10 protein-coding genes are annotated in these 13,574 nt (G+C 59.9%); all 10 read right to left on the reverse strand.

Annotated elements, in window-relative coordinates:
- Positions 1 to 6 precede the first annotated feature (6 nt).
- Entirely contained in the window at positions 7 to 2,976 is a 2,970-nt protein-coding gene (locus tag C8D72_RS06740) for an EAL domain-containing protein (protein ID WP_170140525.1), read from the reverse strand.
- Between the two features lie 83 nt (positions 2,977 to 3,059).
- Positions 3,060 to 6,098: a PilC/PilY family type IV pilus protein gene (locus tag C8D72_RS06745; RefSeq protein WP_115853668.1), complete on the reverse strand. Its 3,039-nt coding sequence runs from the start codon at positions 6,096 to 6,098 to the stop codon at positions 3,060 to 3,062.
- Positions 6,098 to 6,595 (reverse strand): pilus assembly PilX family protein, encoded by a 498-nt coding sequence (locus C8D72_RS06750; protein WP_115853669.1) that lies wholly within the window; start codon positions 6,593 to 6,595, stop codon positions 6,098 to 6,100. Before C8D72_RS06750 ends, C8D72_RS06745 begins: the two co-directional genes overlap by 1 nt.
- Entirely contained in the window at positions 6,585 to 7,499 is a 915-nt protein-coding gene (locus C8D72_RS06755) for a PilW family protein (protein ID WP_115853670.1), read from the reverse strand. The genes C8D72_RS06750 and C8D72_RS06755 overlap by 11 nt, the downstream gene beginning before the upstream one ends.
- Entirely contained in the window at positions 7,499 to 8,077 is a 579-nt protein-coding gene (gene pilV / locus C8D72_RS06760) for a type IV pilus modification protein PilV (RefSeq protein WP_115853671.1), read from the reverse strand. Before pilV ends, C8D72_RS06755 begins: the two co-directional genes overlap by 1 nt.
- Before the next feature lie 110 nt (positions 8,078 to 8,187).
- The gene (locus tag C8D72_RS06765) at positions 8,188 to 8,661 is read right to left on the reverse strand and encodes a sterol desaturase family protein (RefSeq protein WP_115853672.1); all 474 of its coding nucleotides are present in this window, start codon (positions 8,659 to 8,661) and stop codon (positions 8,188 to 8,190) included.
- Positions 8,662 to 8,680: 19 nt separating this feature from the next.
- The gene (gene ispH, locus C8D72_RS06770) at positions 8,681 to 9,634 is read right to left on the reverse strand and encodes a 4-hydroxy-3-methylbut-2-enyl diphosphate reductase (protein ID WP_115853673.1); all 954 of its coding nucleotides are present in this window, start codon (positions 9,632 to 9,634) and stop codon (positions 8,681 to 8,683) included.
- 96 nt (positions 9,635 to 9,730) lie between these two features.
- A complete protein-coding gene (locus C8D72_RS06775) occupies positions 9,731 to 10,216 on the reverse strand; it encodes an FKBP-type peptidyl-prolyl cis-trans isomerase (RefSeq protein WP_115853674.1) in 486 nt (161 codons plus the stop codon).
- Positions 10,206 to 10,733, reverse strand: a complete 528-nt coding sequence (gene lspA / locus C8D72_RS06780; protein WP_115853675.1) for a signal peptidase II — start codon at positions 10,731 to 10,733, stop codon at positions 10,206 to 10,208. The genes C8D72_RS06775 and lspA overlap by 11 nt, the downstream gene beginning before the upstream one ends.
- Positions 10,726 to 13,560, reverse strand: a complete 2,835-nt coding sequence (ileS, locus tag C8D72_RS06785; protein ID WP_115853676.1) for an isoleucine--tRNA ligase — start codon at positions 13,558 to 13,560, stop codon at positions 10,726 to 10,728. Before ileS ends, lspA begins: the two co-directional genes overlap by 8 nt.
- Positions 13,561 to 13,574 lie beyond the last annotated feature (14 nt).

Below are 13,574 nucleotides of genomic sequence, written 5' to 3' on the forward strand. Positions count from 1 at the left end.
ACGTGGTCACTCGAGCCAGAGCCTTTCAAGCGGCATCGGCCGGTGCAGGTAATAGCCCTGCGCGTAATCGATCCCCATTCTGACAAGCCTCTGCGCACTGGCGTCATCCTCGATGAACTCGGCCACGGTCAGTGCCCCCAGCCGATGGGCGATCTGATTGATGGCATCCACGATTACCTGATCGAGTGCATTGTCATTGACGTGACGGATGAAGCCGCCATCAATCTTGATGATATCGACCACGAAATTGCGCAGATAGCTGAAAGAGCTCAACCCGCTGCCAAAATCATCCAGAGCGACACGACACCCGGCCTCGCGCAGGGCATCGATGACGTCGCATGCCAGGGCGAGCTGGTTCATGAGCGCCGTTTCCGTGATTTCAAATATCAACGCCTGCGGCGAGAGAGGAGACACCGACATGGTTTCTAAAAGCCAGGGCAGAAATCCAGCATCATTGAGAGAGTTGGCCGAGAGATTGATACTCAGCGAACAGCCATCGAGTACCTGTTTCAATCGCTCGCCGTCATGGACAAGGGCATGCTCGATCACCCAGCGGTCCACGGCAGCCATGATGCCATAGCGCTCGGCCACCGGAATAAAGGCTCCGGGCGCCACTATCTCGCCTTCCCGGCCCAGCATTCTGACCAGTATTTCCAGATAGTCACGGCCCTCGCCCTGCAGCGGCACAATACGCTGACAAAACAGGACAAAGCGATCATTATCGATGGCTTCACGCAGCCCGGCCGCCATGAAGATATCGCGATGGTACTGCTCGATATCCTCCTGTCCCGGATGATAGATGGTCACCCGGTTGCGTCCATACTGTCTGGAGGCATAGCAGGCCACATTGACACGACTGATCAGGGTACTGAAGGTTCCGGCATCACTGTCCACCGGAATCAGTCCGGCACTGACGCTTACCTCATGGATCCGCCCGGCCCATGAAAACCGCAGGGCGCCGATGGCCTCGATCACGGTTTCCACCCATACCGCTGACGTCTCGATATCACGGTCATGAAGCAGCAGGGCGAATTCATCGCCGCCCAGACGGGCCAGCACATCTCGACTACCGAGATGCTGCTCGATCAGACGTGCGATCTCGATCAGCAGGGCATCGCCGGCCAGATGGCCTGCCGAATCATTGATGACCCTGAAATGATCCAGGTTCAGAACCACCAGAATGGCCGGCGTCTCGCCACCGTGACTGATGGCATTGTCGACCTCCTGCTCGAAGAAATGGCGGTTATACAAGCCGGTTAGCGCATCATGACTGGCCGTAAAGGTCAGACGACGCTGAAGTTCACGCGACCGGGACAGATCCTGAAAGACCAGAATGGCGCCCATGGTCCTGCCACCCAACGCCCGCACCGGTGCCGCGGTTGCCTTGACCTCACGAGTCTCCTGATGCCTGTTGATCAGTACCGAATCGTCACCGCTCATGCAGACGTCATTACGTGACAGGCAGGTCTCGATCAGCTCGAGCGACTGCGGCGTCATGTCCGGACCATGCAGAGGAAATACCTCTGCAAGTGCACATGTCCTGGCGCGCGAGAGCGTCCAGCCCGTAATCTCTTCTGCCACGGGGTTCATGAACACCACATGGCCGCCCATATCCGTGGCGATGACCCCATCACCAATCGAGTTGAGCGTGACCTGTAACCGCTCCTTTTCCTCCTGCAGATCGCGGGCCAGCTGCTCACGTTCGAACTCGGCCTGACGGGCGGCATGGATATCGATCAGCGTACCGATCATCTGCAGCGGCCTGCCCCGCTCATCGAACTGCATGACCTTGCCGCGCGATTGATACCAGCGATAGCTACCGTCTTTCTGACGTACGCGGTACTCCGCCACATACAGTGGCACCTGACCCGTCACATGCGCTTCAAGCGCTTTTTCCACGTAGGCCACATCGTCAGGATGCGTTTGCTCACGCCAGTGCGTCATCGAGCAGACAGCAAGTTCGCTCTCCCCCAGCAATCGGCGCGTTTCCAGAGACGCCCTGATCTGATGGCGCACCAGATCGATCTCCCAGACCCCCTGACCACTTCCTTCCAGCGCAGACTTCCAGCGCTGCTCGCTTTGTAACAGCTGCGCCTGTTCCCGGCGAAAGCTCTGTAACGCCATGCCCAGCAGCAGCGCCGGCAATACCGTCAGGGCGATGGAGATATAGTGGAAAAGGCTGAAATGAAGCATTTCCCACTGCTGGAAAAGATAAATCAGCACCACCAGCGAGATAACGCTGACCACATTGAGCAGGGTGCTCCGAAAGAAATCAAACAGCAGCGCCCCCAGCAACAGGGCCACGATACTCCAGACAATTTCATCCGGGAAAAACAGTATGATGACGGCGTTGGCCAGCATCGTCAGGGCCAGCATGGCGTTGAATTTTGTCAGGGCTCCCTGAGACAACAGGGTACGCCAGCGACGGATAGAGCTGTTGAGGGCCACGGGCAGCATGACAAGCATTCCCAGCGCGCCGGAGACATAGCGGCCCCACCATAGATGCAGAGATCCCGAAACCTCCCAGAGCTGCGTCAATGCCAGCAGCAGCGAGCCGATCAGCGGTATCACGAGGACACTGACCAGCAGCACGCTCACAAACGATGAGACGCTGGCCATCCCCAGGGCGCCGCCATGACGCCAGCGCAGCCAAAGGGCACCGGCCAGGATTTCAATCGTGTTGATGATGGTATATTGAGGAATACCGTGGGGCGCATGGCAAATGTAGTGCGCCAGCATATCGGCCAGCGCAATACCCAGAAGCGGGATGCCCCAGTCACGCGGTGACAGCCGCACCAGTGCGCCGATGGCCATGGGGCCGGCAAGCCATGGCGGCACCACGGCCACATCAACCCGTGACAGCAGCATGGCACCCAGTGCCAGCAGCAGATAGGCCAGCATGAACAGCAGCAACCGCAGCCAGCGGGCCATGCGTCGATCGCCGCTCCCAAAGATCTGCTCGTAGAGTCCCAGCATTCGTCCCCTGCACTCAGCCCTTTGGGCCATTATTATGTTATTACGCAACGGTCCCTTGCTGTAACGCACAATGCGCGCAGCGATTACTGCTGATACCACCACAACGGCGCGGTCACCAGGCACTCGCGAAAGGCGCCGTCGACGACGTCATACTGACCGCAGCTATCGTCATCGTTCGCATTGGGTTCTTTTCTGTCATCCTTTAGCACGTCTGCCACCAGGTCTGCCCGATTGCTGTCCAGTACACGAGTGCGCAATCCTTCTATCAAAAAGGCAGGTGTTTCCTGCAGATAGCGCCCCATGTCGGCACTCTTGACCGTGGCGGCCCGCTGCTCGTGCCGGTGGCCATTATCACGCCAGACCGGCAGGGAAAAGCCATACAGACGTGAAGCACCGCGCGCGGCCATGCACATATCCAGGGGCACTTCGGGGTGATAGGTCGTGAAAAGCGTATTGCCTGCGATGGTGGAAGCATCAGACAACACCTTCATGCCGGCAGGCAACATCAACCGCCATCCACGAAAGGCCTGCATGTCCAGATAGCCTTCACGATCCACCGGAGCGCCAAGCGTGTAGGTCGACGCCTGCACTGGCGCCTCGACAAGATCGTTATTGTTGAGTATGGCGGGCGTTTTGCCATTGTGGGACCCATCAAGCCACCGGCTGACCTCAAGAATATAAAAGGCGTCCCGGCTGTCGCTGATCAGCGGATTGGCACGATCGCCGCTGCCCAGCATCAAAAGATCCACGGGGTTTTGATCCAGATAGGTACGTACCAGATTGGCGCGGTTGAAAAAGGCACGGTCAATACGTTCCTGATCATGACGCCCCAGCGCTGCCACCTGATGAAGCTGCCAGTCTGCCGGCGTTCTTTTTTTATTCCTGCCGTCATCGCCCAGACGCAGATCGGCAAACCAGACATTGCCGCCGGTATCCCCGAAAAAGGCGCCATCCACCGTCCCGTCAAAGTCTCGATCCACCGGTGTGATGGTGGCCGGCACGCTGTCAGCGGGTCCCTTGAGTGAGGCAATGATGGTTCCTCTTTGGGCATCAATTACCACCATGCCTGTTCCAAAGCGGGCCGGCCCCCGGTTGGCCCCGCTGCCGGCCGTAATGTCATGGCCCATGCCTGCCAGAAAAGCGGGACGGCCATCGGCCAGCGTGACCGCCACCGGGGTGGACCAGCTCTGTCCCCATTCCGATTCAAGGACGTGCCAGGCCGGTTTCGGCTCGTCGGGATTGATGACATTCAATCCATAATAGCCACGGCCACCGCGACCGAACCCGAACGCCAGCACCGCATTTTCAAGCGTTACGCGACGCTGACCCGCGGCATCCAGCGTCGTGTTGTAGGCAAGCCAGGCCCCGGGGGAGCCATCCACCCCGTAATGGGTGGACTGGGAAAGATATTCCAGCCCGCCCTCCTTTTTGGGCCAGGGGTATTCAGGACGGGTATTGAGCATGCGATACACGGCCATGCCCGCCGTCTCGCGCGGCCAGAAGGCCCATCGCTCCGCACCACTGGTATCATCAATGGCGTGAAGCAGCCCCTCGTTGGTGCCCACGAAGATGCGAATGCGCTGATCACCTGTCGGGCAGTCTGATCGCGACTCAGCACAACCATAATTGATGGCCAGCGGCTGTGAATGCACGATATCGCCCATTACCCAGGGCCTGATGTCGGTCTCGCTGTCGTTGGTAACATCAAGCCCGTACACCCAGTCCGCCAACTGGCGAGGGGTATAGCGGGTCTGCTCGAGCACGCCCAGGGCGCGGCCATCGATGCCGTCAGTGTCAAGATCCTGCCGAGCGCCGGGCCGAGCCAATGAGGTAAAAACGGCGCCCTTGCCGATATCGGTATAAATCTGCCTGCCGGTACGGACCTGCTCTCGAATCCGGGCCCCCGCGCCTCCCTGCTCGACGGCATCCGGTGCGGCAATCTCCGTGATCCCCCGACTCCAGAAATCCCGTTTTATCGGGTTGCTGGGCTGGCTTTTATCCACGGCGAACTTTTTCAGATTGCCGGTCCAGGGCACATAGCCACGAGGCAGAAATCCGGGGGAATACACCTGCCCCAGGTTCTCGGTGCCCTCGATGTTGGTGGCCGTACTGAAACGTTGCGTCTGGATCTCGTTTTCAATGATGCTGCCCAGGATTCGACTGAAGGCCAGGTCCAGTCCATCGCGATCGTTGGCCTCATAGTAGCCCTGCGAGATCCCTGGCGGGGGCTGGGCAGCATCTTCGAGAAGACTCTGCTGCGTGGTAAAGCCGATGGTAAAGGTATAGGCGCGCTGGGTGCCGGCCAGGTCAGGACGCTTGTCCCGCCCATCTCCCAGATCGTGTTCTGCCATGAAGCGTGTCAGCTGCGGCAGGCAGTTTTTGACGGATTCCATGTTATCGGTATTGGGCACGGCCGCGTCATAGAACCTGCAGGACTTGCCGGTCAGCTTTTCTATAAAGTCGTTGGCCTGGGTATCCATCAGCGGCTGCCCATCCGTCATATAGATGACGTAGACCTGCTCGCAGGGACGCATGGGTGACCGATAGGTGCCATTACCTGTTTCGATCCCTGTATCCCGTACCGGCCTGGCCCTGGTATTTTCCTTGCCATACAGCACTTGTGACCCGGTAAAGTACCGATAGACCTCGCTCATGGTTTCACAAAGCGGCGTCGTGGTATTGGCTGCTATCCTGCTGTTAATGGTCGTCAGCAGAGCGTTACGGGCATCACCGCTCTGTCGCGGCTCGAAGGGAAACCCCTGAATGACACGCCCCCCATTTTCACCAAGATTATCGTAGGCATCCTTGCGGCCGACCCAGTTGTTGTCGTTGAACACTGCGATCGAAAAATTGATGCCCGGATGCTGGCGAACAAGGCTACTCAGCACCTCCCGGGTTATGCCTATGCGGGTCTTGTTGGATCCAGGCAGGGTGGTATTCATGCTGGCCGAGGTATCAATGATCAGCATGACCTGGGGCTGCCCGCCTCCGCCGCTGGCCTGATAGGCAGGCAGATAGATGTCCACGTCGTCGGCTCGAATCACGCTTGAAACCATCAGACACGCCGCCAGAACGGCCAGTGACAGCCGCCGCTGCCAGCGTTTGCACGCGCAGATATCCATTATTCTCCGCCTCCCGTGCCCAGCGTGACCACACCCTGATAAATCCCCTGCTTCTGATCCCGGGAAGCATCAAAACCTTCAGGCACGATGCGCAGATTGAAATAGCGATAATGTTTCAGCGCCTGATTACCGGCGGCGGCAAAGCTGGTGGCATGGCGACGCTCGAGTTGTTCACGTATAGCGTTTGAAAGCCCCGCCTGTTCATCACTCAGGCACAGCCGCTGCACACTCAGTTGCGTGCCGGTAGCAGGTGCCACAACGCTTTCGCTGCACGGCTGCGCCAGATAGGCCGGCATGAGTGTGTCGAGCTGCGCCAGCTGCGTCTCGATCTCCCCATCCTGCTGCTGAAAGCGCTGGACGCCGGTTTCGGCATAGTGGGCAAGCCGGGTATCCAGCAGGCCACGCTGGGCCAGCGACACGGCCAGCAGTGTCATGGCAGCCAGCAGTACCAATCCGATGACCAGCGTAAAGCCGCCCTGGCGGTGGCTAGAGGCCATAGGCCCCCCCGAGACGACTGTTGCGCAACGTCGCCGTGGTCACGAACAGGCGTCGCTGATAGTGATCGGCCTCGAAGGCAAGCGTGCGTCCGGCCACCAGAAACTCGCGGGCCGGCATCGGCAGCGCCATCTTCTCGCTACGCATCACGATGTAGAGCCGTGCTGCCATGACACGGTCCCAGTCCGCTATCTGCCAGTGGGCCACGGCTTCGCTGTTGTAAAAGCGATTGATGCTGCCATCTCCGGTCTCGTCGCGACCCCACTCCACCTCAAAGGCCTCGACATGGCGCACGATTTCGCTGCTGGAATAGCTCCCCGAGGCACTGCGCTGATTGACATAAAGCGCCGGCACACTTTCTCCGCTGTACTCGTCATCGACCATACGCAGGTAATAGATTCCGTCGCGGTAGCGCCAGTTGCCCTGACATGACTCGCCAAGAGTGAGCGCTCGATCCTGATCGAGTGTCAGGCAGGTGCCGTTGCCGTGGTCGACGTAACGCACGGCCACCACGGCAGCCGGCCGTGAAGCAGGAGCATCGGATTTCAAGGCACTTTTTGGCACAAGACCAAGCGTTTTGGCATGCTCTGCCGTGCCGCCCCAGACAGGCAGGGCACACTCGATCCTGATGGCTTTGCTCATGTCGCTGCAGCTATCGCTACGGGCCGGCGGCATGATTTCCCCCCAGAAACCGGTGCGACGCAGCTCCTCGCCCAGCAGCTGCGTGGCCATTCTCCCCCGGACCTGAAGGTCGGCCATGGCGTGCTGCTGATGAAAGGTACGCGCGGTCTGCGTGTAGAGCACAATCACGGCAGAGAGCACCATTAGCCCCAGCGCCATGGCGATCATCATTTCCAGCAGGGTGACGCCTCGCTGGGCTTGCTCGGAGGAGGATATGAAAGTCATCAACCGCGAACCGGGTGATAGCGACTGCTGGCACGGACGCTCTGACGAGCGCTGGTAATGTCATCACTGGCACAGGGAGTGTTTTCCGAGCTGCCACCCTGTCCAGTACCTCGCCAGGCCAGGGTAACGGTGACATCAAAACGCTGCGCCCGGGGCATGACCGTGATACAGGCATGGGCCTGTGGCAGGCCGTCAAGGCGGTGATGCTCGCCCTGCGCCTGCATGATCTGTTGTTCCCAGTCGGCGAGATCAAAGCGGGCCAGTGCCTGACTGTCGCAAAGCGCCTGCCGGCAATCACCACCACGTTGCTGCTGTTGCCCCCCGATGGGGGCATGAGCGCTTTCCCCCACGTTGTAGACGGACATCGCCTCGCGGGTAGTATTGGCGCGTAGCCGTTCCAGCATATCGTTGACCAGCAGTGTAGCGCGGCCGCGTTGCAGGGCCTGTTCGTTAGCCTGCTGGGCGTGCAGCACCAGACCCATGACGCCCATGGCGCCAAGGCTCAACACCACCATGGCGACCAGTACTTCCAGCAGGGTAAAGCCCCGCTGGGCGGGAATACGCGTATGAATCATCATGTCGAATCCGGGCGCTGAACAGCGCTCCTATCGGCATGATGGGGTCATAACTTGAGAAGGCAGGCGCCTGCATCACGGGAAGGAGATGGGAAGCAGACGAAGTGGAGATATCAGGAGCGTCGACGCTCGGCCAGTTCACGCTTCAGACGATTGATGGGTCTGGTGACCAGAAAGCCAAAGGAGACGGCGCCCTCCTTCGTTTCCACCGCGTGGTGCATGCGATGCGCCTGAATGCGCTTTTTCCAGAAGCGCTGCTGGCGGTTGAACGGTACCGGAAAGCGCCGATGTACCAGCCCATCATGAAACATGAAATAGACCAGACCGTAGGCGGCAATACCCAGCCCCACCGCCAGTTCAAGAGGATGGCCGTTGAGTCCTCTATAGATCAACACAACGGAGGGCAGCGCAAAGAAGACAGCGAACAGATCGTTAAGCTCGAAAAGCCCATGCCGCTCACTGTGGTGTGAGCGATGCCAGCACCACAGGAAGCCGTGCATGATATAACGATGCGTAAACCAGGCCATGAACTCCATGCCGGCAAACGCCAGCAAAAACAGCATCCCCCAGAGCAGCAGATCTCCCATACAGGCCTCCCGATGGTTGCTAGGCGCTGACGATCACCTTCTCGCGCAGCTCCTTCGGCATGGAGAAGGTAATGGTCTCCTCACGTCCTTCAAGCTCTTCCGGCTCGTGTCCCCCCAGCGCCTTGAGACGATCAATCACGCCCTTGACCAACACCTCGGGGGCACTGGCGCCGGCGGTCACGCCGACAATCCCGCAGCCTTCAAACCACTCGCCCTGCATCGACTGAGCGTCATCAATCAGCCATGCCGGCGTACCCATCCGCTCGGCAAGTTCTGCCAGGCGATTGGAGTTCGAGCTGTTGGCGCTTCCGACCACCAGCAGCACATCGCACTGCTCGGCCAGTTCACGCACGGCGTCCTGACGATTTTGCGTGGCGTAGCAGATGTCATCCTTGCGCGGCCCCTGAATGGCCGGAAAGGTCTCGCGCAGAGCATCGATGACCCTTGAAGTGTCATCCATCGACAGCGTGGTCTGGGTCACAAAGGAGAGGTTTTCGGGATCCCGGACCTTCAGCGCCCGCGCATCCGCCTCGTCTTCGACGAGATAAATGGCGCCGCCGTAACTGTCGTCATAGCGTCCCATGGTCCCTTCGACTTCCGGGTGCCCGGCATGGCCGATCAGAATGCACTCACGCCCGCGCCTGGCATAGCGCAGCACTTCCATATGGACCTTGGTCACCAGCGGACAGGTCGCATCGAAGATGCGCAGCCCGCGGCGCTCGGCTTCCTGCTGCACGGCGCGCGAGACGCCATGCGCCGAGAAGATGACGATGTTGTCGTCAGGAATCTCGTCGAGTTCTTCGACGAAGATGGCACCGCGCTCGCGCAATGTTTCCACCACGTAGCGGTTGTGAACCACTTCATGGCGAACATAGATTGGCGCACCGAAGACATCGAGTGCCCGGTTGACGATATCAATGGCGCGATCAACGCCTGCACAAAAACCACGTGGATTGGCCAGCCTGATCTGCATGGGCCACCTCGCTGTTGAATAATGGTGTCAGTGTCGCACATCAGGCTCTGATGGGCGAACGGCGACGGGGCCGACCGGCCCCATCGTGAAATGCTGTCAGTGGGTAGTGGCAGGCGTGAGGCTGAGTACCTCAACCTCGAAGGTCAGCGTACGTCCGGCCAGCGGATGATTGAAGTCAACCTCCACCTGACGCTCATCCACCGATTTGATGACGCCGGGCAGCTCACCGCCGCCGGTCGGATCGGCAAAGGACATGACCACGCCCGCCTCCAGCGCCTCCTGATCCTCAAAATCGGCACGCTTGAGCATCTGTACGTTCTGAGGGTTCCAGGGGCCAAAAGCGTGCTCCGGTGCCACGTCGCTCACGCGCGTTTCGCCGACCCGCATGCCTCTGATCGGCTTTTCAAAACCGGGTGGCAGATTGCCGTCACCGAAAACGAACTCGGCCTGACGCTTGTCACGGGTCGTATCCACCTCGGTGCCATCTTCCAGCCGCAGGGTAAAATGGATGGCGATCGTCATATTATCGTCGGCCGCAAGACCTGCGTCATTGCCGTGTTGATCGCAGGATTTATCCGTCATGATGGCGCTCCGGCTGTGAAATGTCGCTTTTGTCACGCTTGAACGAGGCGATGATGATACCCACCGCGCCCAGCGTGATGGCCGTATCGGCCAGGTTAAAGGCCGGGTAGTACCAGCCCTGCCAGTGAAAGGATAGAAAATCCACCACATAGCCGTGAACCAGGCGGTCAAACAGATTGCCAATGGCCCCGCCGATGATCAGCGTGATCGACACCTGATTGAGCCGGTCATCGCGATGCAGCCGGGCCAGCCAGATGCTTAGCGCAATGACGGCGCCCACGGCGATCAGGGCAAAGAACCAGCGCTGCCAGCCCGCGTGTTCGGACAGAAAGCTGAAGGCCGCCCCGGTATTGTGCAGGAGTGTCAGGTTGAAAAACGGCAGCACCTCGACCGGGCGCGCATAGGCAAGCGCCATGCTGGCCCATGCCTTGGTGCCCAGATCCAGTACGATGACGGCCAGCGACATCCACCACCAGCGCAGCGTATAGCGTGCGTGCGCGTATTGCCCCTTAGGCATAGCGGCGTACCTCACCGGGCCCATCCGGCAGATTGGCAATCGAGCGTGCCGACAGCGTCGGATAGTCCGGATTGGCGCCCACGTCGGCGCGACGCTCCCAGCTGCGCTCATCCTTGTCAAACTCACTCAGGCGGATGTCCACTTTCAGACCGTCAAGCTCGGTAGCTCGGGCCTCGCCGCCCTCACCCAGCGGCGCCAGCGTCGCCTCGGAGGTGATCAGCACAAAGCGCAGCTCATCCTCGAAGCGTGCCAGCAGTGCATGAAGCTCGTCATCCACATACAGGGTAACTTCACTGTCCAGTGCGCCCTTGATGACGCCTTCATTGCGCGCATCCTCGAGCTGCTTGTTGACCGCCTGCTTGACCTCGATCACACGATCCCAGAACGCACGCCCCATGGTGGCGTCTTCCGGCAGTGTGGCAAGGCCCTCATACCAGGTCTCCAGCAGTACGCTGTCGCCGCGCTCGCCGGGGATATGCTCAAAGATCTCTTCGGCGGTAAACGACAGAATCGGTGCAATCCAGCGCGACAGCGCCTCGATCACGTGATAGAGCGCGCTCTGACAGCTGCGTCGTGCCAGTGAGTCGGCCTGGGTGGTGTACTGGCGATCCTTGATGATATCCAGGTAAAAGCCGCCCAGATCGCGGGCGCAGAAGTCATGCACCTGCTGGTAGACGTCGCGGAAACGATACTCCTCAAAGGCCTTCTGGATACGCGTCTGCAACAGCGCGGCGCGATCGATGACCCAGCGATCCAGCGCGATCATGTCCTCAAGGGCCACCATGTCACGCTCGGGATCAAAACCGTTCAGGTTGCTCAGCAAAAAGCGCGAGGTATTGCGAATGCGGCGATAGACGTCGGCAGTGCGCTTGAGGATCTCGTCAGAGACTGCCATCTCGCCCGAATAGTCGGTCGAGGATACCCAGAGGCGCAGAATATCGGCGCCCAGCTTGTCCATGACTTCCTGCGGGGCGACCACATTCCCCAGCGACTTCGACTGCTTGCGCCCGTGGGCGTCCACCGTGAAGCCGTGGGTCAGAAGCTGGCGATACGGCGCGTGGCCGTCAATGGCCGAGCCGGTCAGAAGCGAGGAGTGAAACCAGCCGCGGTGCTGATCCGACCCTTCCAGATAAAGATCGGCCAGCGGGCCGCTGTCATGCCCCTGAGGATGCGAGCCGCGCAGCACATGACGGTGGGTGGTGCCGGAGTCAAACCAGACATCCAGGGTATCCATCACCTTGTCATAGTCACCGGCTTCCGCCCCCAGAAGTGTTTCGGGGTCGAGGCGGAACCAGGCATCGATCCCCTCTTTTTCCACGCGCTGGGCGACTTCTTCCAGCAGCTCGACGGTACGCGGATGCAGCTCGCCGGTCTGCTTGTGGAGAAAGAACGGAATCGGTACGCCCCAGTTACGCTGACGCGAGATGCACCAGTCCGGGCGGTTGGCGATCATGCTGTGCAGGCGTGCCTTGCCCCAGGCCGGTGTGAACTGCGTGGCCTCAACGCCGTCGAGCGCCCGCTCGCGAAGCGTTTTGCCATCATGGCCCTGAATGTCCATGCCCACAAACCACTGCGCCGTGGCGCGATAGATCACGGGAGACTTGTGGCGCCAGCAGTGCATGTAGCTGTGGGTGATGGGCTTGTGTGCCATCAGGGCGCCCGCTTCCGCGAGCTTTTCAACGATGTTCGGGTTGGCCTTCCAGATCATCTGGCCGCCAAACAGCGGCAGATCATCGGTATAAACCCCGTTGCCCTGCACCGGATTGAGCATCTCGTCAAAGCTCATGCCATGGACGCGGCAGGTGTTGAAGTCGTCCACACCATAGGACGGCGCCGAGTGCACGATGCCGGTACTGCCGATTTCGGATTCGACGTAGTCGGCCAAATAGACCGGCGACAGGCGGTCATAAAAGGGATGACGGAAGTTGATCAGATCCAGCGCCCTGCCCGCAGTGGTGGCGATGACCTCACCGCTCAGGCCAAAGCGTTCCAGAGAGCTCTCGACCAGCTCTTCGGCCAGCACCAGCAGGCGCTCGCCGATATCCACCAGCGCATAGGTGAAGTCCGGATGGACGTTGAGCGCCTGGTTGGCCGGAATGGTCCAGGGCGTGGTGGTCCAGATCACCACCGCAGCAGGTTTTGCCAGCGTCTTAAGACCGAAGGCCTCGGCCAGCCTGTCGGCGTCCTCTACCGGGAAGGCGACATCGATGGCATCGGACTGCTTGTCCTGATACTCCACCTCGGCCTCAGCCAGCGCCGAACCACAGTCAAAGCACCAGTTGACCGGCTTGAGCCCCTTGAAGACGAATCCTGCCTCGACCATGTCGGCCAGTGCCCGAATCTCGCCGGCTTCATTGACGTAGTCCATGGTGCGATAAGGGTGATCCCAGTCGCCGATCACACCCAGCCGTACGAAATCGGCCAGCTGGGTCTCGATCTGGGCGCCAGCATATTCGCGACACAGGGCACGGGCCTTTTCAGGCTCCAGATGCTTGCCATGTGTGGTTTCCACGCGGTGCTCGATGGGCAGACCGTGACAGTCCCAGCCTGGCACATAGGGCGCATCAAAGCCGGCCAGATTCTTCGACTTGACGATGATGTCCTTCAAAATCTTGTTGAGCGCATGCCCGATGTGGATGCTGCCGTTGGCATAGGGAGGGCCATCATGCAGCACGAACAGAGGGGCACCTGCGCGTGCTTCGCGCAGGCGCTGGTACAGATTCATGTCCTGCCATTGCGAAACCCGGCCCGGCTCCTGCTTGGGCAGCATGCCGCGCATGGGGAAGTCGGTATGGGGCAGATTCAACGTATGCTTATAGTCGCTCATAACCTGATGGTCAG

Source organism: Kushneria indalinina DSM 14324 (assembly GCF_003385845.1).
Classification (GTDB): Bacteria; Pseudomonadota; Gammaproteobacteria; order Pseudomonadales; family Halomonadaceae; genus Kushneria; species Kushneria indalinina.